We start from the raw sequence: 20214 nt of genomic DNA, 5'->3' as shown, positions 1-20214 counted from the left end.
AAAGGTCACGATCTTGACAAACTCCGAAATGACGGTCCTCCCGGTCGGGCACCGGGCACAATCGGCCGCGGTGACGGCGTTGTGGGTATCCGTCGCGGGGGCGGCGGTCTTCACAGTGTTCGCCTTCCTCACGACCCAGGTCCACGCCGTTCGCGCGGGTAGCCCCTGGCAGGACGACCCCTACGACGGTGTCGTGTCGTTCACCCAGTTCATCGTTCCGGCGCTGGCCGTGCTGACGGTGGCGCGCGCTCGGCTGCTGCGCGGAGGCGGCTGCCAGCCGGTGTTCCGGGTCGCGCAGCTGCTGCGGGCCGCGCTCGTGTGCACCCTGCTGGTCGCCGCCACGGTCCTCACCGACTGGCTCGCGGTCACCGTACGGGCCGACCACCGGCTATGGAACCACGGCACGCCCTGGCTCATCGCAGCGCTGGTCCCCCTCACCGCGGCGGTGGCAGCAGGACTGCTGACGCAGCGGCGGGCGTTCCGCCGGCTGCCACCCCGCGACGCTCGCGGGCCGGAGGGCGACTGGCTGGACGACCTCCCGGCCCTGACCGAGGCGGCGGCAACACCCCTTCCCCGTACCGGACGTCGGCTCGCCGGCGTGCTGGGCCGTGACGACGTGATCAGATTCGCCCGGCGGCACGTCGTGATGCTCGCGGCGGCGGCCGCCCTGGTCACCGGACTCCTGCTCAGCATTGGGGAGACGCTCGGCGAGCACTGGACCGACCCACTGTTGTTCGCCACCGCGACCGCGATCGGCGCGGGCGGGTTCTTCGCCCTGTTCATGGTCTGCAACAAGGCGCTACGGGTCGTCGTACCGCAAGCGAATGATGAAATGCCGTCCGCGCGCCCGGGCAGAGCACGCCGCTCGGCCCGGATCACCGCCGTCGCCGGGGCGCTGGCCCTGCCCACGTCCGCGGTGCTGCGCGGCAGCATCCGGCCGATGCTCGGAGGCGGGGGCCGGCTGCCCGAACGGGTCACGCTGACCACGATCACCTTCACCGGCGCGGCCACCACCACACTGGTCGTCTTCGGGACCGTCCTGATCCTCAGCCGACCGGCCGGGCGGCGCGAAACCCCGCGAGGATGGCGCATGTGGGCGCGCCGTACGGTCAAATCGATCGCGGCGACCGCGACCGCGCTGGTGGTCGTGAGCACCGGTTACGTCGCCGCCGCGGCAACACTGCACGCGCAACCGGTCATACTGCCCGCCCCGACAGGTCCGTACCACGTCGGCCGCACGATATTCGACTGGACCGACCACACCCGCGCCGATCCGCTCGCCCCCGCACCCGGGAACGCTCGGGACCTGTCCGTGTGGGTGTGGTACCCCGCAGTGCCCGGCGCCCGTGGCCGCCGCGCGCCGTACGCCCCGGGTGCCTGGAACCGACTGCATCTGCCAAGCCTGCCGGGGCTGGGCGAGACCGGCTTCGCCGCCGTCCGGACACACGCTCTGGAGGACGTCCCACCGGCCGGCGGCCGCTTCCCGGTCGTCGTGCTCCTACCGGGCCTCGGGTTCGCCGCGCCGCAGTACACCACGCTGGCTGAGAACCTGGCGAGCCACGGCTACCTCGTCGCCGGCGTCACCCCCACCTACAGCGCGAACGTGACCGTTCTGCACGGCCATCCGGTACACGCGACCACCTCCGGCAACCCGGCGTTCGACGGCGCCGACCTGCACACCGCCGGCGCCACCCAGGCCGGTGACCGGCTCGCCGGCATCTGGGCCGCCGACGCACGCTTCGCCGCCGTCCAGGTCGCGCGGCTCGGCCTGACCGGCCGGTTCGCCGGACGCGTCGACGCGATGCGCACCGCCTATGTCGGCCATTCCTTCGGCGGCGCGGCCGCATTGGAAGCGTGCCGCACCGACCCGCACTGCGCGGGCGCTGCCGACCTCGACGGCACTCAGTACGGACCGGTCGCGCGCACCGGCCTGAACAAGCCCATGATGATTACCGCCGCCCAGGACTCCTGCGTGACCGGAATCTGCCGGCCCACCGATACCGCGAACCGCTCCGACCTCGCCACGGCCCGCGCGATGCTCACCGCCGGCACCGGACCCGCCTGGCGTTACCAGATCGAAGGAGCCCGGCACTTCAACTTCACCGACTACGCCGCCTACTACCTGGCCGCCCCCATCCGCTACCTGCTCGCGCTGGGCACGATCGACGGCGACCTCGGGCTCCAGATCACCAACGCCTACCTGAGCGCGTTCGTCGACCACACCCTGCGCAACAGCCCCGAACCGCTCCTCACCGGACAGACCTCGCCCTACCCGCAGGTACAAATCCAGCCAACGAGACGGTGAACGCCGGCGGTGAGGTGAAGTTGATCCCCAAGGACGGCTCCGCAGGCATCGGCGACCTCAAAACTCCAGCTCAACCAGTTTTCTGTTCAAAAGATGGACGAGGCATACCAAGCCGAGCTCGGTGACTGCGAGCACGCCATGGCAACTGGCGGGTCGGAGCCGGGCCATGGCACTCATGCCCCGCGCTCATCACCGGGCACCAGCCGGCCCGCGACTACGTACGGACACCGGCCGCCGAGAGCCTTCCTGACGCGCTACGGACCGGTGGCCGGCGGCCCGCCGGCGTGCGCCGGGTCCGCATCGAGGCCTGGTCATCGCCGGTTCGCCGACAGAGGGTGTTGACGCTCTGGTCGGGCAGTCCGTCAAGTAATCGATGAAAGGCCGTTGACAGGCCGTAACAGGCGTCTTAACGTCCAGGCGACCGCTTCCGAATATTGTTCGATATACCGAACATTGAATGGCGGAGTCCTGGAGGAGACGGAAAAATGCGCAGCCGAGCGCCGTAGATGAATGTCGTCCTGCTGCCGACATCGGACGGTGGCGACCACGCACACCCTCGCACCCGACGATCGCGCGCACTGAGCAGGCCGGTCAGGCTCGATTGCTTCGGCGGAACACTAGCGAAGACGGTGTTAATAAGCCTCGGCAAAGAGGACCGATCCAATTTCGATTCGACGCTCGACTCTTGATGGTGCCGCTTTCAGGCTGCTCCTGCCTGAAAGCGGACGAGAGGCTCATCATGAATGTTCTGTCACGACTTCCTCGCACCCGAAAAGCACTGATGTCGGCGGGCGCGGCGGTCGCGCTCGCCGTCGGCCTGCTGGCCGGCGTCTCCACGCCGTCACGTGCCGCGACGTCGCAGCCGTGTGACATCTACGCGGCCGGCGGCACGCCGTGCGTGGCGGCGCACAGCACGACCCGCGCCCTGTACGCCTCCTACAACGGGGCGCTTTACCAGGTGCGCCGCTCCTCGGACAACGCCACCCGGGACATCGGCGTGCTGAGCGCCGGCGGATACGCCAACGCCGCCACGCAGGATTCGTTCTGTTCCGGCACGACCTGCCTCATCACCATCATTTACGACCAGTCCGGTCGCGGTAACCACCTCACCCAGGCACCCGGGGGCGGGGCGGCCGGCGGTCCTGACAACCTCGCGAATGCGACCGCGGCGCCTACCACGATCAACGGCCACAAGGCCTACGGCGTCTACGTGGCTCCCGGCACCGGCTACCGCAACAACCACACCTCGGGCATCGCGACCGGAGACCAACCAGAAGGGATGTACGCGGTCTTCGACGGCACGCACTACAACGGCGGCTGCTGCTTCGACTACGGCAACGCCGAGACGAGCAGCAACGACACCGGCAACGGCCACATGGAAGCCATTTACTTCGGAAACATCAAGGTCTGGGGTTACGGATCGGGCAACGGCCCCTGGGTCATGGCCGACCTCGAGAACGGCCTGTTCTCCGGCGTGAACGCGGGTTACAACGCGAACGACCCGACGGTCAACTACCGGTACCTGACCGCCATCGTCAAGGGCGAGCCGAACCACTGGGCCATCCGCGGCGGCAACGCGCAGTCCGGCAGCCTGTCGACCTTCTACAACGGCGTACGCCCCAACGTCTCGGGCTACAACCCGATGCACAAGGAGGGGGCCATCATCCTCGGAATCGGCGGCGACAACAGCAAGAGTTCCGCCGGTACCTTCTACGAAGGCGTGATGACCTCCGGCTATCCGTCGGACGCCACCGAGAACGCGGTACAGGCCGGCGTCGTCGCCGCCGGATACTCGACGTCGAGCGGTGGCGGCACGGGCGGAACGCTCACCCCCGGCTCGTCGGTCTCGCTGCGCGCGACGACGTCCTGCTGCACCGACCGCTACATCCGTCACCAGAACGACCAAGCCATCACGTCGGTGATCACCTCGTCGAGCTCGTCTCTCGACAAGGACGACGCCACGTGGATCGTGCACGGCGGCCTGGCCAACAGCTCCTGCGTGTCCTTCGAGTCGAAGAACTACCCCGGCGACTACCTGCGGCACCAGAACTACCAGGTGTACCGGCAGCACAACGACGGCAGCTCCCTGTTCGCCGCGGACGCCACCTTCTGCCCGCAGGCCGGCAAGAGCGGCCAGGGCACCTCGCTCGCCTCCTACAACTACCCGGACCGGTACATCCGCCACTACAACAACACCGTCTACATCGCCGGCAACGGCGGCTCGCACGACTTCGACAGCTCCACGTCCTGGGCCGACGACGTGAGCTGGGCCGTCGAACAGCCCTGGGCATAGCCGCCGGCGACCTGAGCGGAGCCGCCCCCGGTCCACGGGGGCGGCTCCCCGCCGTTCTCCCCCAGGCCGCCCCACCGGGCCGGGAAGGCTCACTTCTTTTATTAGTCACTCTCGATGATCACGAAATTCCCCGGTGAGAGGGCTTCGGCGGTGGGCGTCCACCACGGCGGGGGATGTCGGCTTCAGCGCTACTCAGGGCGACGTCAGTCGGTTGGCACGCTGCTGGCGCAAAACAAGACCCTGCGGACAGTAACAGTGGTGACGGCAACAGCCGCTAACGTTCACGTCAACCGAGAGGCGGCCACGATGTCGCTCAAGCAGCACTTCGAGGCAGTGGCGGCGAAGGCGGAAGCGCTCGCTATGGCGAGCCGCGAGCATAGGGCAGGGGCCCTGGAAATCGCTGCTCACGCACGGTGGGTCGCCAATGCACGTGACCCTGAAAAGGTACCTCCCCTCCCGCAAACCGAAGCGGTCTTGGGGGCACTGACGGCCATGACCGAGCGGGCCGGGGGGTGAAGCGCGCCGTCCTAGGCGCTCAGAAAGTACGGCGGGAGGGGGCGACCCCTCCCGTTTTTCGCGGATGCTCTGGTGCCGACACCGCGTATGCCGACTGGCGCATGACCACACCCGGCATACGTTCGTGGTCACCGCACCAGACGGCAAGCGCGCGGCTAACTCCGGGAGGGTGCGCATGGCCACGCGGGCACGACTCGTGGCAGGGGCGGAGGGCGGGGTGGCAGGCCGCCGGGACGGGCGAGGACGGCGTGGAGCGCCGCCCGCAGCCCGGATTCCGGCGGGCCTGCCCTTTCCCGCCCGGCCGTTTCCTGACTACGGGAGGTGAGGGCGGTTGATCGCCGTAGGCCACCCCGTAGGGGCGGGCGAAGCGGAGTCTGCCGGCGTCGCCGTCCCCGCAGGCTGCGCGCCTGTGGCGCGCCTTGACCCTGTAGGGAAAATCCTCACAGAGCCGACTGACCACCCGACGGACGTCTCAGCGGCTATTGCTCTGCAAGGGCGGGATATCCCTCAAACCGTGGGGTCTCTTAGTTTGACCAATCAGGCGGACTCGGAGTCCACCACTTTGACCTCTACGCAGTTCCCAGAATTTCCGCTGTGGCGGGATTTCCGCCACCCATCTTGAGTTTCCATCACAGAGCCTCCATGGCCTCTCTGATCAGCTGAAGGGAGGGGGCGACAGGCAGGGCCATCTCTCCGATTCGGTCGTACCTGTTCCAATACTCTCTGACCTCGGAGGCAGACTCTACTAGACGTCCACGGCCAGGAGACTCAGTGTATGCAACGTCTCCTGACTCTCCGTAGATCAGGGTGAAGCTTCCATCGAAGCCAGCGTGCGCCCCAGAGGATCGCGAGAGGACTCTGACGCTGACGTGAGGCAGCTCAGCCAGCTCAAGCAGGTGAGAAAGCTGCTTGAGCATGACCTCCGACCCTCCAACGGGCCAATCCAAAGCGTTCTGCGAGATCAGCACCCAGATGGCAGGGGCAGGTTTCTTGCTAAGGATGGACTGTCGGGCCATCCTCCTCTCAACTTGATCCTCTTCGTCCGGGGCACCTAGCGCTCTGATCAGAGCAGCAGCGTACTCAGGGAGTTGGAAGAGTCCTGGCACGGCCAGGGCTTCATAGGTCTTGATCGTGTTGGCTGCCGCCTCGTGATCAAGGTAAGCCTTGAACCACTCTCGCTCCTTGTTCCCCTCCCGACTGGCGTTCCGGACCAGTCGGACGAAGTGGTTCCCCAGCTCCCAGCAGCGGTCTAGCTGCTCTGCGTCCCTCTCCTTGATGCGCCTCCTACCGGCCATGATGTTGGAAACATTGGAAGAGCTACGTTCCAGCAGCCTCGCCAGGGCTGCATAGGACATCCCGGACTTCTGGACGTGAAACCGCAGGTCATCTAATAGCCAGTCCCACGGGTCAGAGTCCGGATCGAAGCGCTGACCACTCACCATCTACCCTCCGAACCTTTCCATTAGTTCCGGGAATGGTACCTCGGCTTCCACCACAGGTCCATACTCCAAGTCAACGCTTCCGAATACGTCCGGACGAATGCGGATGCCACGGAACGACTCAGAACGGGATCGAACAGCCTGGAAACAGACGAGGTGGCCAGCCATGCCGAACGTCGTAGCACGAGAGATAGCTCCTCCCGGAGCCTCCAAGATCATCCTGTCGCCCATCCCTCAGGCGGCTGGCTTCGCCAGGGACATGATTAAGCATCGACTGACGTGCATGGGCCGTCCCGATCTCGCCTTCGTGGGACAACTCATTGGCTGCGAGCTGGTGACCAACGTTCTTAGGCACGTTTACGGCTACAAGCTCGACGAGGGCATCAAAATCTTTTCCAACCGCCCTAAATTCTGGATCGACATCACGAATCAGGACGGAATTCCGCTCATCGAAGTGTGGGATTGGTCCCTTCAGACGCCCCAAAAACGCAATTACGAGTTAGAGGAGTCCGGAAGAGGACTTCACATGGTTGAGGACCTCTGTTTGAAGTGGGGCTACTGGCTTCCGAAGCTAGAAATGGGAGGAGGAAAGATTGTATGGACGCTCCTGAAGTAGGAAACCGCTATTCGGCACAGTTCTCGCTCGGCGCGAGGACCAAAGTCACTCCCTTCAGAAGCCTAGCAACAGACGTAAACCTTCTACATGCTCGGGCGTTGGAAGTCTTGGGCCTGCAGCCCGAGGTTGATTCCCCCGACAGATGGACTCTCGACCTCCTGTGGGAAGTAGGGAACAAGGACAACCCGCTGTACAAGAGAGGGGAGGCGCGCCGGCGAAAGGCGTTTCATGGGCTTAAGCTCCGTACTCTGAGGTGTTGCGAGTCCTTCAGAGTACGGCGGAGGGCACCGAGGAGCTGAAGGTCAGACTCCAAGGTAGAGCGGAGAGGAATTAAACCTTTCGCCTCGCATCAACACCGCTCACCTGATCTCGGTTCCCTCCATCTAAGCGAGGAGCCAGACGTCAAGCTGTCCTAAAACATCCCAGTCAAGGGAAGCCCGAAGCTCTTCGGTTTCGGTGACAACGTGGAGAAGCTATTGAACGGGGGCTTCGCATCAACACCACCTCCCTGCGTCTGACTCCTCTAAGCCTTGATCAGGGTAGGTAGGCGTGGGCGCGCTCCCTGTTGGCCACGGAGATTCGGCAATCCGTACCGGATCGCGGAGCGCGCCCACTATCCACCGTTTGTGCGATTTGCGCTGCGGTGGCCATTCTCAGGAATCACCTAGTGGGTAGTGAGCGGTGAGTCGGGTTGTGTCGCCGGGCCATACGGAGCGGGTGTGGTCGATTGGGTTGCCGTGGGCGTCGGTGTGGGTGTCGTCGCGGACGAGTACGGCGTCGTGGTGTGTGAGATGCAGGGCGGCGGCTTCGGCGTCGGTGGGGTGGCGGGCGGTGACGTGGCTCGCGACGAGTGCGGGCGATCGGCCGGTGTAGTGGGCGAGCGCGATGGGCCATGGCTGGGGATTCCTCAGGATCACTCAGCTGATCAGAGCCGCTGGTGGCGTAGCGTGGACCTCACCGCGCGGGCCGTTCCCCGACGAGGCGTCGGCGCAGGACGCCCGCTTCTCTGAGAGGGCCGCAGATGCCGATCGAGACGGCGGAATTCGGGCGCACCGGCCACACCAGCACCCGTGTCATCTTCGGAGCCGCGGCACTGGGCGCGGTGCCCCAGCGTGTCGCGGACCAGACCCTCGACGTCCTTGTCCAGTACGGGATCAACCACATCGACGTGGCCGCCTCCTACGGCGAGGCCGAGGTGCGCCTGCGCCCCCTGCTGCGACGGGAGCCGAACCGCTTCTTCCTGGCGACCAAGACCGGCGAGCGTACGGAGCACGGTGCGCGCGAGGAGCTTCACCGATCGTTGGACCGCCTCGGCGTCGACCACATCGACCTGTGGCAGCTGCACTCCCTGGCCGACCCGATCGAGTGGGACGTCGCCCTCAGCCCCGGCGGGGCGATCGAGGCGGCACTCGCGGCCCGTGAGGAAGGACTCGTGCGCTGGATCGGCGTGACCGGCCATGGCACGCAGATCGCCGCGACCCACCGGCGCAGCTTGGAAAGGTTCGACTTCGACTCGGTCCTGCTCCCGTACAACTACATCACCATGCGCAATCCCTACTATGCGGGCAACTTCGAGGCGCTGCAGCAGACGTGTCGGGAACGGCGGGTGGCAATGCAGACGATCAAGTCGATCGCGCTGCGCCCATGGATGGGCCGGCCGCACACCCGATCGACCTGGTACGAGCCGCTCGAACGGCAGGACGACATCGATCTCGCCGTCTGGTGGGCGCTGAGCCGGCCCGGCATCTTCGTCAACAGCGTCGGCGACGTCGACCTGCTCCCCCTGGTCCTCGACGCCGCCTCCCGCTTCGCCCAGGCACCCGATGAGGATGCGATGAGCGCGCTGGTCCAGCGATCCCAGGCCGAGCCCCTGTTCGTCTGATCGAGCTACAGCTCTGCTCGCGCTCGTCACCCGCAGGCGGGAGGTCGGGTGCCCTCCCGCCTGCGGCGCGTCAGTTCTGCCAGGCGGCGGAGTAGCCCGCGTAGGTGCCGTCGTGGGTCGTGAGGTGGACCCACTGGTCGACGTACTCCTTGAACTCCTCGTCACCCCGGGGCAGCAGATATGCCTTCTCGGCAAAGGTGAACGGCTTGTCGGGATTGGTCGCGCACAGCTCAGGGTGGAGCTTCGCCTGATATCTCGTTTCGCTCCCGTCCGTGATCATGACGTCGGCTCGCCCGGCCACGATCTCGTCGAAGATGGTGTTGTTGTCGGCGTGGGTGATGACCGTGGCCTTTTTGATGTTCGCCGTGACGAACTTCTCGTTGGTGCCGCCCGGGTTGACGATCACCCGGACCCCGGGCTGGTCGATCCCGTCCAGGGTCTGGTATTTGTCCTTGTCGGTGCAGCGGGCGATCGCGGCCTTGCCGTCGGTGAGGTACGGCGCGCTGAAGTACGCCTTCTGGGCCCTGGCCAGGGTCACCGAAACGCCGCCCATGCTGACGTCACACTTGCGTGCGGTGAGGTCGTCGACGAGCTTCGCCCAGGTGGTGGACACGAAGTTGATCTTCACGCCCAGGCTGCTCGCCAGGTTCTTCGCCATGTCGATGTCGATGCCGGTGTAGGTGCTCGTCTTCGGGTCCAGGTAGCTGAACGGCCGGTAGTCACCTGTGGTGCACACCCGCAGCAAACCGCGCCGGGGCACCGTGTCCAGCAGGGAGCGGGTGCCGCTCGGCGCGGCGGAACTGTTCTGCGCGGTGGTGAGGACGGCACCGCCGACGGAGCCGATGAGAGCGAGGGCCAGGGCGGAGAGTGTGGTGATACGCCGCAAAGGTCGTTCCTGCTTCCGAAGTGGGGATGGGGCCAACCCGCGCGCACCCGCACTGCGCTGTGCCGGGCAGGCGTTCGGAAAGATCATCATCCTCTTGATTCGACCGCTCCGGAATATGAACACGTCCACGCGCGTTGCGGGAGGCGCGATGGAGCCCGTGCCATGGAACGGGCCGGCGAATCGGCGGAGATGGTCGGCCACTACCGTCGACCGTGTTACTCCCGCCCTGGCCCTGGGCTCGCGAGCCCGGCTTGGGCGATGAGGAAGGGAACCCGAAGTGACGGAAGAAAGAGCGGTCCTCGCGGGCGGATGCTTCTGGGGCATGCAGGAGTTGATCCGCAAGCAGCCCGGGGTGATCTCCACTCGGGTCGGCTACACGGGCGGCGACGTGCCGCACGCCACCTATCGCAACCACGGTACCCACGCTGAGGCGATCGAGATCCTCTACAACCCCGCGGTCGTTTCGTACCGGGACGTGCTGGAGCTCTTCTTTCAGATCCACGATCCGACCACGCTCAACCGGCAGGGCAATGACGTCGGCCTGAGCTACCGGTCAGCGATCTTCTACACCGATGAGGAACAGAAGCGGATCGCGCTCGACACGATCGCGGACGTCGACGCCTCGGGGCTGTGGCCGGGCCGCGTCGTCACCACGGTCGACCCCGTCGGCCCGTTCTGGGAGGCCGAGCCGGAGCACCAGGACTACCTGCAGAACTACCCGGACGGTTACACGTGTCATTTCATCCGCCCTGGGTGGAGGCTGCCGCGACGCAAGCCGGAGGTGGCCGGCTGACCTCGGCAGTGGAGCGCCGATGCTCAAAGGTCGACGATGAGATCGTCGCGGGGCCGGGAACAGCAGATCAGGATGTTGCCTTCGGCCGGTGGCTCGACCGGGTCGGGTGAGTAGGCGACGGAGCGGGCCAGCAGACCGCTCTCACAGTTGTGGCAGACGCCGGTTCGGCACGACCAGCGGACGGGAACGTCGCATGCCTCCGCGAACTCCAGCAGGCTGGAGTAGGCGGTGTTCCAGGGGACGGTCAGGCCACTGCGCGCGAACGAGATCGCAGGTCCGGAGCCGGGCGGACCCGCGGGCGGGTGCACCGGACGCGCGCGGGCCTCGGCGAGGCCGGGGGTCAGTGCGGGCCCGGCCCCGAAGACCTCCGTGTGGACACTGCCGGGGGCCAGGTCGGAGGCGGCGAGCGCGGCGGGGAACTCCCGCATGAAATCAGGCGGCCCGCACAGGTAGACGTCCGCGCCTCGAGGCACGCCGAAGCGGCCGAGCAGGTCGACCGAGAGCCGTCCTGCGGTGCCGTAGTCGACGCCCTGACGATCGCCGGGTGCCGGGCGGCTGTAACAGATCCGCTCGTACGCGTGGGCGAGTCCGGCCAACAGGGCGCGGGCCTCGCGCGCGAAGGGGTGTTCGGAGCCGTCGCGGGCACCGTACAGCCACCACACCTCGCGCGTGGAGTCCGCGGCGGCGAGCGCGTGCAGTATGGCCAGGACGGGGGTGGCACCGATGCCGGCCGACACCAGCAGGATCGGGTTCTGTCCGTCGCGCAAGGTGAAGCCGCCCCGTGGCGCCGCGACGTCCAGGTGGTCACCGACGCGTACATTGGCGCGGAGATAGGTGCCGGCGGCACCGTGGAGTTCCTGTTTCACGCTGATGCGGTAGCGCGCCGCTCCCGGGGGGCCGGACATCGAATAGCTGCGGATCAGCGGTGCGCCGGCGTCATCCGGGCGCAGCCGGAGGGTGATGAACTGGCCGGCCGGTGCGGCCGGCAGCGGGGTGTCGTCTTCGGCGGCGAGCGTCAGGGAGAAGACGCTCTTGCTCTCAGCGTCGATACGGGTGACCCGTAGCGGCCGGAACCCCTCCCAGGCAGGAGGCGGGCCGGCGGCCGTGGTCAGTCCCGCGTTGCCGGCCGGTTCGCCCGGCGCACGGTCGGCCTGGTCGAGCAGCGCCTTGAAAGACGCCTTCCAGCCCGGGCTGAGCGCGGGGATCCGCAACGCCCGTGCCACCTGGTCGCGTGGGTGTCCGGGCAGATAGAGCAGGGCGTCGATCTCCGCGACGGTCATTCTCTCCGGGCCGTCGGCGACCTTCGTGATCTCGTCTCCCGCTTCCACGTGCCCTTCAGTGAGAACGCGAAGGTAGAAGCCGGGGCGCCGATGCGACACCAGGAGGGCGGCCATCCGCGGCTCGCCCAGGCGCAGGCCCACCCGGTAGCACGTGACACGGGGCTGGGTGACCTCGAAGACGGCCTGCCCGATGCGGTACCGGTCTCCGATGCACACCTCGTCGTCCGGCAGACCGTCGACGGTGAAGTTCTCCCCGAAATGCCCGAAGGTCAGGTCTTCGCGTCCGAGCTGCTCCTGCCAGTGGCGATAGGAGGCGAGCTGATAGACCAGCACCGCGCGGTACTCGCCGCCGTGCCCGGCCAGGTCACCCTGGCCGTCCCCGTCGATGTTGAGCCGGCGCACCATCCGCGGGCCGGTGACGGGCCGCTTCCACACGCCGGTGTGCACCGTCCGGCCCTGCCAGGGGACCTCTTTCGGCATTCCCACGTTGACCGCCAGAAGCTCGGCCACTGCGCCTCCTCAGATGGGGATGTGCGGACGGACACCACGTCTGGGGGATTGAAGGGGATCGGCCCGCTACTGCTCGGTCGATGGCCTTCCACCTCATCGTCGCAACTCGGCGAGGGCCCCGCCGAGTCGGGGTAATACACCTGACGACCATGGTCGTTACGACCATGGTCGTGCTATCTTCGTCGCATGAGCCCGACCGATCGGCCCAAGAGTCCCCGCAGTCGACGAGAGCGCCCGGCGAAACCGGCCTTGACCAGGCAGAGCATCGTCGACGCCGCACTGGCGATCTTGCGGGAGGAGGGCCTGGACAAGGTGACGATGCGCCGTGTCGCCACTGCTCTGGACACCGGGCATGCGTCGCTCTACGTCTACGTCCGGAACACCGAGGACCTGCACGCGCAGATCCTCGACGCGCTACTGGGCGAGGTCAGCCCGTCCGCCGGCGGAACCGGGACGTGGCGGGATCGGTTGAAGGCCCTACTGCGGAGCTATCAGAGCGTCCTCTTCCGCTACCCGGAGATCGCACGGATGGCGTTGTCCACGCAGCCGGCCGGCCCGAACTACATGGCATTGGTGGAGGCGCTCCTCGCCCTGCTCAACGAGGGCGGCGTGTCGGATCGGGCGGCGGCCTGGGGCGTGGACCTGCTCTTGCTCCAGCCCACCGCCGTCGCCGTCGAACACAGCACCCCGAGGCCGTCTGACGATCTCTCCGCCCTGGCCGCGCTGATCGCCACCGCCGACGCGGTGCGATACCCCCACATCGTCCGGCTCGGTGTCGAACTCATCTCCGGAGACGGGGCGGCCCGCTCCGACTGGGCCTTCGACGTCCTGCTCGACGGCATCCTCGCCGCCGGCTCTCATGCGCCCAACGAATAAGAGAGCATCATGTCCTCACACTCCGTCTCTCATCCCGCCATCGCGATCGTCGGAGCGGGCCTGTCCGGCCTCGTCCTCGCGCGCGTCCTCCAGAACCACGGCATCCCCTCCACCGTCTACGAAGGCGACGCCTCCGCCGACGCACGCCGCCAGGGCGGGTCCCTCGACATGCACGAGGAATCCGGGCAACGCGCCCTTCGCGAAGCGGGCCTCTACGAGGACTTCCGTCGCCTCACACACCCGCAGGGCGAGCACCAGCGTGTCCTCGACAAGACCGGCAGGGTCCACGTCGACACCGGACCCGAAGGTGGAGAGGGGGACCGCCCTGAGATCGGCCGGTCGGTGCTGCGCGATCTGCTCGTCGCCTCACTCGACCCCGGCAGGATCGCCTGGGGCCACAAGGTCACCACCACCAGGCGACTCGACGACGGCCGGCACGAGCTGACGTTCGCCGATGGCAGCAGCACCGTCGCCGATCTCCTGGTCGGAGCGGACGGCACATGGTCGCGGGTACGCCCGCTGCTCTCGGCCGCCACGCCGCAGTACTGCGGGATCACGCACCTCGAACTCCGCCTCTCCCACGTCAAGGAGCGCTACCCGGACTCGGCCGCACTCGCCGGCCCCGGCATTTTCTTCGCCCTCTCCGACGGCAAGGCCATGATGGGCCACGGCGGCGAACACATCGATCTCGCCGTCTCGCTGCGTGTCCCGGAGGACTGGGCGGTCAGCTGTGGCATCGACTGGTCCGATGCTCCGGCCGCCCGCGACGGCCTGCTCGAGGAGTTCGCGGACTGGGGCACCGAGTTGACCGATCTCATCCGCCGCTGTGACGACACGATCGTCCCCCGCCGGATCTACGCCCTGCCGACCGGGCACTCCTGGACGCGGATCCCGGGCGTGACACTGGTGGGCGACGCCGCGCACGTGATGTCGCCGTACGCCGGCGAGGGAGCGAACCTCGCCATGCTCGACGCGGCCGAACTGGCGCTGGCCATCATCGAACACGGAGACGACGTCGAGACCGCGCCGGCCCGGTACGAGACGGCCATGTTCCCCCGGGCCGCGGCGGCGGCCGAAATGTCCGCCCAAGGCCTTGAGATGTGCTTCAGCGCTGAATCTCCGCGGGAAATAGTCGACTTCTTCACCAGAATCGAGGCACCCGCGAAGTAAGTCGGCCGACGCCGTGTTCGGTGTGATCGATCGCCGGAAAGGGGTAAGGGAGCTCAGTCAAGAGCTCATGCCCGGCTTCCGGTGTCCAGCGGCAGTGACGGGTCGGCCGACCACTCGGCGAGAGAGCCGTCGTACAGTCGGATGTCGTCGCGGCCGAGGAGGGAGAGGGCGAAGACGTCGATCGTCGCCGAGATGCCGCCGCCACAGTAGAGGACGACCGCGGGCTCGCGCAGGACCGGGTCGAGGCGCTCCGTCAGTTCCGCGGTTGGGCGGAAACGGTTCGTGGCCGGATCGAGCAGGCCGGCCGCCGGCACGCCGACGCTGCCGGGGATGCGACCCGGCCGGCTGTAGGACGTGGGCCCTTCGCCCCGGAACACGGCGTCGGACAGCGCGTTCACGAGGCAGGCGGACCGGCCGGCCACGATCGCCTCGACGTCGGCGCGGGTGGCCAGAAGCCCGGCCCGCGGCCGGGCGTCGAACCGCGCGGCCGGGTGACGAGCCGGTTCGCCGGTGAGCGGCAGGCCGGCCGCGCGCCACGCGGGCAGGCCGCCGTCGAGCACGCTGACCGCGTCGAACCCGAAGTACCGCAGCAGCCACCACAGCCGCGTGGCCCACATCGGGGAGTCCTGGGCGTAGACGACGACGTGCGTCCCGGGCCCGATGCCCAGGCGACCGGCCGCGGCCGCGAACCGCGCGGCCGGCGGCAGGGCGAAGGGCCACGGGGCGTCCGGGTCGGCCAGGTCGACGATGAGGTCGGCGAAGCCCGCGGTCGGGACGTGCTCCGTCTCGTACGCGTCCCGGCCGCTCTCCGGCGTGTACGGACCGCCTCCGGGCGGGCGGTTCAGCCGTACCGTCGCGTCGAGGACCCGCAGGGACGGATCCCCCAGCGCGTCGGCCAACGTCCCGGCGTCGAGGAGCGGTGGCAGCAGCGACATCGGGTCATCCTCTCTGCAGGAGGGTGCCGAGGAGCTCGGCCTCGATGCGGGTGAAGGCGGGGTCGGTGAGGGTCTCGATCGTCCTCGGCCGGGGAAGCGGAACATCGACGCAGGCCAGGACACTCGCCGGTCGCGGTGAGAAGACGTAGATCCGGTCAGAGAGGAAGATCGCCTCTCGCACGTCGTGGGTGATCAGCAGCACCGTCCACTGGTGGCGACCGCGGACCTCCTCGATCCACTGCTGCATCTGGGCGCGGGTCAGGGCGTCGAGCGCCCCGAACGGCTCGTCGAGCAGGAGCACTCCCCGATCCTGTACGACGGTGCGCAGCAGCGCCGCCCGCTGACGCATGCCGCCGGAGAGCTGGAACGGATAGGCGCGCTCGAACCCGGCCAGGCCGAACGTCTCCAGCAGCGGGCGCACCCGGCGGCGGGCCTCCGGCCGCCGTACGCCCATCACCTCCAGCCCGAGGGTGAGGTTGTCGATGATGCGCCGCCAGGGCAGCAGCGCGTCCTTCTGCGGCATGTAGGCGAACTGGTCGCGTCGCCGCCCCAGCGGCCGCCCGTCGACGAGCACCTCGCCGGCCGACGGGGCGAGCGCGCCGGTCAGGACGGAGAAGGTCGTCGACTTCCCGCTGCCGCTCGGGCCGAGGATGGAGACGAACTCGTGCTCGCGGACCTCCAGCGACAGGTCGCGGATGACATCGAGGCCGTCGAACGACCGGCTCAGCGAGCGGATCTCCACCTTGGCGGCCGGCGCCGCACCGTCGGTGCTCACGATGCCCTCCCCTGTCGGCGGGCGAGATGGACCCACGGCGTCACCAGGCGTTCGACCACGTAGGTGAGGCCGAACAGCACCAGGGTCAGGGCGGAGCTGACCGCGACCGTCGCGAGCACCAGGTCGGTACGGAAGGAGTTCTTGGCGTTCTGCATGTAGATCCCGAGTCCGGACGTCGCGCCGGCGTACTCCGCGAAGATCGCAGCCACCACGGCGTAGGTGATCGCGATGCGCAGGCCGGCGAAGAAGAAGGGCAGCGCGGTGGGCACCCGCAGAGTGCGGAAGATCCGCCACCGTCCGGCTCCCATCGTGCGCAGCAGGACCTCGCTGTCGCGGTCGGTGGCCGCGTAGCCCTCGACCAGCCCGACGGTGATCGGGAAGAAGGTCACGAGCGCGACGATCAGCACCTTCGGCAGGAGGGCGAACCCGAACCACAGGACGACCAGCGGGGCGATGGCGATCAACGGGAGCGTCTGGGTCACCACGAGAAGCGGCAGCAGCGCCCGTCGCGCCACCGCCGACGCGTCGATGAGCACGGACAGCGCGAAGCCGACGACGAGCGAGAGCGCGAACCCGGCGAACGTGGCCCGCAGCGTCGGCAGGGTGTTGTCCCACAGTTCGGCGCGGTGCGCCCATCCCTCGGAGGCGACCTTCGCCGGGCTCGGCAGCACGTCCGTACCGAGATTCCCCGTGACCGCGTAGATCTGCCACCCGGCCAGGAGCGCGGCGACGATCACCAGGGAGGGCACGCCCCGGGCGAGACGGCGTACGGCTCTGGGGCGGCGGGGAAGAGCGACGCCGCTGTCCGGGAGCGCCTGGTCACCGACCACCTTCTGCGCCGTCATCGGGCCGCTCCCGGCCGTCGTTCGAACCGCAGCGGACCGAGGGCCATCGGCCCGGACGGCTCCGGTGCCGCGTCGGTGCGCAGGATCGCGTCGGCGCGGTCGCGGGTCGCCTCACGTTCGAGCATCTCGGCCTCCTGCGCCGCCCAGCGTTCCCAGTGCGGCAGGTACGTGTCGCCGTCGCGACCGAGCGCCCGCCGCCTGCGGGTCCGGTCCGCCGCCTCCAGCCAGACCAGAACGCTCGTGTGGCGTGCGGCGCGGCGCGCTCCGGCGCCGACGCCCTCCACGACGAGCAGGTCCGGAGGCGGCAGTTCGATCGGGTCGTCCCAGACCGTGTTGACCCAGTCGTAGTGCGGGACGCGTGCCGTGCGCCCGGCGGCGAGCGGAACGAGCACCTCCGAGACCAGCAGGTCGACGCCGTTCTCCAGGCCGTCCCAGCCACCGTAGAGGTACTCGAGGCTGACCACCGGGGCGTCCAGTTCGTCGCCGAGCAGGGCGGCCACGGTCGACTTGCCCGAGCCGGACCGCCCGTCGACCGCGAGGACGCGGGTGCGCCCGGCGCCCGGCGGCGCCGCCCGCAGCAGCGCGCCGAGGTCTCGTACCGCCGCGAGGCCGGGCCGCGCGTCACCGGTCGCGAAGGTCATGCGGCCTCCCCGTAGACGTGCACCCGCTCGGGCCTGATCCGGACGACCACCCGCTGCGCCTCCTCGGCCGGGTCGGTCACCTCGTGGTCTCTGCCGGTGTACGCCCTGGCCAGCCGGTGCGCGAGCGCGGTCGCGCCGTCCTCGCTCACCGTGGCGGTGCCCTCGACGCGGACGTAGTGCCGCGGCCGGTCCCGGGAGTACACCAGGACGCCGACCCGGGGGTCGGCCAGGAGGTTGCGGCACTGCCGCCGGAAGCTCTTGGTCACCATGTACAGCTCATCACCCGTCCGGCCGACCCACATGACGCACTGGTGCAGGCCGCCGCCGGGATCGGCGGTCGCCAGCACCGCGAACTCCGGCGTGTCGATGAGCCGCCGCGCGGCGGCGGGCAGGGCGACACCGCTCGTCACACCCGGCTCCTCTCCGGCAGGAACTCATTGGTCGTGGCCTCGCGCCAGACGTCCGCGTCCGCCAGCACGTCGTTGGCGCAGAGCCACTCGGCGTAGGGCCCGAGCAACTCGGCCCGCTGGTCACCCCAGCGACCCTCGTGCGTCCAGGTGCCCGAGATCAGCGACAGGGAGCGTCGGAGCACGCCACGCGGGAAGTACGGGATGTGACGTTCGAACGCGGTCAGCGCCGTGTCGGGGCTCTCGACCGCCGCCAGGTAGCCGCGCGCGGTCGCGTCCAGGAACGCGCGGACCAGCCGGGGGTTCCGGTCGAGCGTCGACTCCTGGGTGCCGAGCAGGTAGCTGTGGAAGCGCGGCGCCCCGATCTCGTCGACCGGCCAGTAGAGCCGCTCCTCGGCCGGCGCGGACCCGAACAGCACGTCCCAGGCCCAGTAGTTGCCGAAGGTGGCGTCGGCCGTCCCCGCCAGGATGTCGTCGATGCCCAGTTCGCGCAGCCCGCTGTCCACGGTGATCACACGGTCGGGATCACCCCCGTCGGCCGCGACGAGGTGACGGACCATCGCGACGCCGCGCGGCGTCGGGTTGAACGCGATCCGCCGGCCCTCGAGGTCGCGGGGCCGCCGGATCCCCGTCGTGACGGCGGTCTGGACGGTCTCCATGGCCCGATGATTGATCGAGGCGATCCCGATCAGCCGCTGCCCGCGCTCCCGGCGGACGAGGAGGCGGTTCGTCGGGAAGACCGCGAACGTCGCCTCGTGCCGGGACAGGTAATCCAGCGGGTCGCCGCGGGAGGGGTCGACGACCGACAGTTCGACGTCGAGGCCGGCGTCGCGGTACCAGCCCTCACCGGCCGCGACGAAGAACCCGGCCGAGTTCGTCCAGGGATGCAGGTACTCCAGCATCACGCGCACGTGGCTCATCGGCTGCCCGCCGGGAGGTAGTCGTTGGTGTAGTAGGTCGACCAGTCGGGCTTGGCGGCCAGCTTCTTGCCGTCGCCGTCGACCAGCAGGCCGTTGCCGTAGAGGAAGTCGCCGTAGGAGCTCCAGAGACTCGCGCTCTGAGTGCCGACCTGCCCCTTGGCGTTGCGCAGGTATCCGCCCGCGGCGAGCGCCGCCTGGCTCTGGTAGACGAGATCCGGCTTGGGGAAGACGGACGGGTTCGCGGCGATGAGGATCTTGGCCGCCTCCTGGGGGTGGTCCGCCGCGTACGCGTACCCCTGTTGGGTGGCGGCCAGGAACCTCCGGGCGAGGTCGGCGTGGGCGGTCAGGTACTTGCTGCTCGAAACGATCAGGTTGGAGTACTGGTCGGGGAAGCCGTAGTCGGTCAGCTTGAAGCTCTTCATCGGCTTGCCGACCAGCTTGGACTGGAGCACCTCCCAGGTGGCGACCGAGATGGTGAAGTCCGCCTTGCCGTTGTAGACCGCGTCGTACGCGGAGGTGTTGAGGGTGACGTGGTTGAACGTGCCCCTGCCGCCATCGTGCCTGATGACGCTCTGCAGTTCGGGCAGCTCGTCGGGGGTGCCGAAGCCGGCGTAGGTCTTGCCGTCCAGATCCTTCGGCGAGGCGATGTCCGCCCGGTCGGACCGCACGCCGATGACGTAGGTGCCCTTCTGGTCGGGCGCGAAGACGCCGATCACGTCATGCCCGGCCGCCTTCGCGTACGCCACGCCCGCCTGGTAGGAGAAGCCGAAGTCCGCGGTTCCGTGGGCGACGAGCGTCTCCGGCGCGGTCGAGGCGTACGGGATCACCTTCAGCGAGATGCCCTGCTTCTTGAAGTAGCCCAGCGAGTCGGCGACGTAGATCCCCGTGTAGTCGGTGTTCGGCGTCCATCCCAGCGCGATGGACACCTGGGCCGGCGAACCGGCCGTGCCCGCCGCGTCGTGGCCTTTCGTGGAGCCACAGGCCGTCACCGCGAGAAGGGCACCGGCGGCCACGGCCACCATCCGGGTACCGCGCGACAGGGAGCGCGAGAGTCGATTCATCGTTCGTCCTACTTGGTGAGGGTTCCCGGAGGGAGCAACGGAGGCGTCATGGATCGCGGTCATC

19 protein-coding genes are annotated in these 20214 nt (G+C 68.4%); 7 read left to right on the top strand and 12 right to left on the bottom strand.

Features of this window, described 5'->3' with window-relative positions; all coding sequences use genetic code 11:
* Positions 1 to 13: 13 nt before the first annotated feature.
* Together NE236_RS18085 and NE236_RS18080 are read left to right on the top strand one after the other, a co-directional pair.
* Complete coding sequence (locus tag NE236_RS18085) at positions 14 to 2305, top strand: alpha/beta hydrolase family protein (protein ID WP_252843188.1); 2292 nt, start codon at positions 14 to 16, stop codon at positions 2303 to 2305.
* 781 nt (positions 2306 to 3086) lie between these two features.
* On the top strand, positions 3087 to 4598 hold the full coding sequence (locus NE236_RS18080; RefSeq protein ID WP_252843187.1) for an alpha-L-arabinofuranosidase B: 1512 nt from the start codon (positions 3087 to 3089) through the stop codon (positions 4596 to 4598).
* A gap of 1053 nt (positions 4599 to 5651) precedes the next feature.
* Here NE236_RS18080 and NE236_RS18075 read toward each other — a convergent pair.
* Positions 5652 to 5744, bottom strand: a complete 93-nt coding sequence (locus NE236_RS18075; protein ID WP_252843186.1) for a DUF397 domain-containing protein — start codon at positions 5742 to 5744, stop codon at positions 5652 to 5654.
* Positions 5744 to 6556, bottom strand: a complete 813-nt coding sequence (locus NE236_RS18070) for a helix-turn-helix domain-containing protein (protein WP_252843185.1) — start codon at positions 6554 to 6556, stop codon at positions 5744 to 5746. The genes NE236_RS18075 and NE236_RS18070 overlap by 1 nt, the downstream gene beginning before the upstream one ends.
* Positions 6557 to 6719: 163 nt before the next feature.
* Here NE236_RS18070 and NE236_RS18065 point away from each other — a divergent pair, with 163 nt between their 5' ends.
* Positions 6720 to 7169 carry an ATP-binding protein gene (locus NE236_RS18065; RefSeq protein ID WP_252843184.1) on the top strand — a complete coding sequence of 150 codons (450 nt, stop codon included), beginning with the start codon at positions 6720 to 6722 and terminating at the stop codon, positions 7167 to 7169.
* Positions 7170 to 7822: 653 nt separating this feature from the next.
* Here NE236_RS18065 and NE236_RS18060 read toward each other — a convergent pair.
* Positions 7823 to 8086 (bottom strand): UTRA domain-containing protein, encoded by a 264-nt coding sequence (locus NE236_RS18060; protein WP_252843183.1) that lies wholly within the window; start codon positions 8084 to 8086, stop codon positions 7823 to 7825.
* A gap of 104 nt (positions 8087 to 8190) precedes the next feature.
* Here NE236_RS18060 and NE236_RS18055 point away from each other — a divergent pair, with 104 nt between their 5' ends.
* Positions 8191 to 9051 carry an aldo/keto reductase gene (locus NE236_RS18055; RefSeq protein ID WP_252843182.1) on the top strand — a complete coding sequence of 287 codons (861 nt, stop codon included), beginning with the start codon at positions 8191 to 8193 and terminating at the stop codon, positions 9049 to 9051.
* 70 nt (positions 9052 to 9121) lie between these two features.
* On the opposite strand, the gene NE236_RS18050 is transcribed toward NE236_RS18055, so the two are convergent.
* On the bottom strand, positions 9122 to 9937 hold the full coding sequence (locus NE236_RS18050) for a transporter substrate-binding domain-containing protein (RefSeq protein WP_252843181.1): 816 nt from the start codon (positions 9935 to 9937) through the stop codon (positions 9122 to 9124).
* Positions 9938 to 10214: 277 nt separating this feature from the next.
* Between NE236_RS18050 and msrA the strand changes: the two genes are divergently transcribed.
* Positions 10215 to 10730, top strand: a complete 516-nt coding sequence (gene msrA, locus NE236_RS18045) for a peptide-methionine (S)-S-oxide reductase MsrA (RefSeq protein ID WP_252843180.1) — start codon at positions 10215 to 10217, stop codon at positions 10728 to 10730.
* Positions 10731 to 10753: 23 nt separating this feature from the next.
* Here the strand turns inward: msrA and NE236_RS18040 are convergent, their stop codons facing one another.
* Complete coding sequence (locus tag NE236_RS18040; RefSeq protein ID WP_252843179.1) at positions 10754 to 12520, bottom strand: MOSC domain-containing protein; 1767 nt, start codon at positions 12518 to 12520, stop codon at positions 10754 to 10756.
* Between the two features lie 249 nt (positions 12521 to 12769).
* Here NE236_RS18040 and NE236_RS18035 point away from each other — a divergent pair, with 249 nt between their 5' ends.
* On the top strand, positions 12770 to 13396 hold the full coding sequence (locus tag NE236_RS18035; protein WP_252843178.1) for a TetR/AcrR family transcriptional regulator: 627 nt from the start codon (positions 12770 to 12772) through the stop codon (positions 13394 to 13396).
* A 9-nt stretch (positions 13397 to 13405) separates the two neighbouring features.
* Positions 13406 to 14566, top strand: a complete 1161-nt coding sequence (locus NE236_RS18030) for an FAD-dependent oxidoreductase (RefSeq protein WP_252843177.1) — start codon at positions 13406 to 13408, stop codon at positions 14564 to 14566.
* A gap of 65 nt (positions 14567 to 14631) precedes the next feature.
* Here the strand turns inward: NE236_RS18030 and NE236_RS18025 are convergent, their stop codons facing one another.
* From NE236_RS18025 to NE236_RS17995, 7 genes are read right to left on the bottom strand one after another with little or no spacing between them, the layout of a single operon-like run.
* Complete coding sequence (locus tag NE236_RS18025) at positions 14632 to 15501, bottom strand: sulfurtransferase (RefSeq protein ID WP_252843176.1); 870 nt, start codon at positions 15499 to 15501, stop codon at positions 14632 to 14634.
* A gap of 4 nt (positions 15502 to 15505) precedes the next feature.
* Positions 15506 to 16276: an ABC transporter ATP-binding protein gene (locus NE236_RS18020; protein ID WP_252843175.1), complete on the bottom strand. Its 771-nt coding sequence runs from the start codon at positions 16274 to 16276 to the stop codon at positions 15506 to 15508.
* Positions 16273 to 17121, bottom strand: coding sequence for an ABC transporter permease (locus NE236_RS18015; protein ID WP_252843174.1), 849 nt, complete (start codon positions 17119 to 17121; stop codon positions 16273 to 16275). Before NE236_RS18015 ends, NE236_RS18020 begins: the two co-directional genes overlap by 4 nt.
* Positions 17118 to 17762 carry a nucleoside/nucleotide kinase family protein gene (locus tag NE236_RS18010; protein WP_252843173.1) on the bottom strand — a complete coding sequence of 215 codons (645 nt, stop codon included), beginning with the start codon at positions 17760 to 17762 and terminating at the stop codon, positions 17118 to 17120. The genes NE236_RS18015 and NE236_RS18010 overlap by 4 nt, the downstream gene beginning before the upstream one ends.
* On the bottom strand, positions 17759 to 18172 hold the full coding sequence (locus NE236_RS18005; RefSeq protein ID WP_252843172.1) for a pyridoxamine 5'-phosphate oxidase family protein: 414 nt from the start codon (positions 18170 to 18172) through the stop codon (positions 17759 to 17761). Before NE236_RS18005 ends, NE236_RS18010 begins: the two co-directional genes overlap by 4 nt.
* Positions 18169 to 19089: an ABC transporter substrate-binding protein gene (locus NE236_RS18000; RefSeq protein ID WP_252843171.1), complete on the bottom strand. Its 921-nt coding sequence runs from the start codon at positions 19087 to 19089 to the stop codon at positions 18169 to 18171. Before NE236_RS18000 ends, NE236_RS18005 begins: the two co-directional genes overlap by 4 nt.
* On the bottom strand, positions 19086 to 20150 hold the full coding sequence (locus NE236_RS17995; protein WP_252843170.1) for an ABC transporter substrate-binding protein: 1065 nt from the start codon (positions 20148 to 20150) through the stop codon (positions 19086 to 19088). The genes NE236_RS18000 and NE236_RS17995 overlap by 4 nt, the downstream gene beginning before the upstream one ends.
* Positions 20151 to 20214 lie beyond the last annotated feature (64 nt).

Source organism: Actinoallomurus purpureus (assembly GCF_024055795.1).
In the GTDB taxonomy this organism is placed as follows: domain Bacteria; phylum Actinomycetota; class Actinomycetes; order Streptosporangiales; family Streptosporangiaceae; genus Actinoallomurus; species Actinoallomurus purpureus.
This window is presented reverse-complemented; position numbering and strand designations above follow the sequence as displayed.

What these genes read in the sequence shown, in the direction of transcription:
- NE236_RS18025 (WP_252843176.1), bottom strand. Translation starts at nt 15,501, where the DNA reads ATGTCGCTGCTGCCACCGCTCCTCGACGCCGGGACGTTGGCCGACGCG.
- NE236_RS18000 (WP_252843171.1), bottom strand. Translation starts at nt 19,089, where the DNA reads ATGAGCCACGTGCGCGTGATGCTGGAGTACCTGCATCCCTGGACGAAC.
- NE236_RS18080 (WP_252843187.1), top strand. Translation starts at nt 3,087, where the DNA reads ATGTCGGCGGGCGCGGCGGTCGCGCTCGCCGTCGGCCTGCTGGCCGGC.
- NE236_RS18070 (WP_252843185.1), bottom strand. Translation starts at nt 6,556, where the DNA reads ATGGTGAGTGGTCAGCGCTTCGATCCGGACTCTGACCCGTGGGACTGG.
- NE236_RS18030 (WP_252843177.1), top strand. Translation starts at nt 13,406, where the DNA reads ATGTCCTCACACTCCGTCTCTCATCCCGCCATCGCGATCGTCGGAGCG.
- NE236_RS17995 (WP_252843170.1), bottom strand. Translation starts at nt 20,150, where the DNA reads ATGAATCGACTCTCGCGCTCCCTGTCGCGCGGTACCCGGATGGTGGCC.
- NE236_RS18010 (WP_252843173.1), bottom strand. Translation starts at nt 17,762, where the DNA reads ATGACCTTCGCGACCGGTGACGCGCGGCCCGGCCTCGCGGCGGTACGA.
- NE236_RS18055 (WP_252843182.1), top strand. Translation starts at nt 8,191, where the DNA reads ATGCCGATCGAGACGGCGGAATTCGGGCGCACCGGCCACACCAGCACC.
- NE236_RS18015 (WP_252843174.1), bottom strand. Translation starts at nt 17,121, where the DNA reads ATGACGGCGCAGAAGGTGGTCGGTGACCAGGCGCTCCCGGACAGCGGC.
- NE236_RS18065 (WP_252843184.1), top strand. Translation starts at nt 6,720, where the DNA reads ATGCCGAACGTCGTAGCACGAGAGATAGCTCCTCCCGGAGCCTCCAAG.
- NE236_RS18075 (WP_252843186.1), bottom strand. Translation starts at nt 5,744, where the DNA reads ATGGAAACTCAAGATGGGTGGCGGAAATCCCGCCACAGCGGAAATTCT.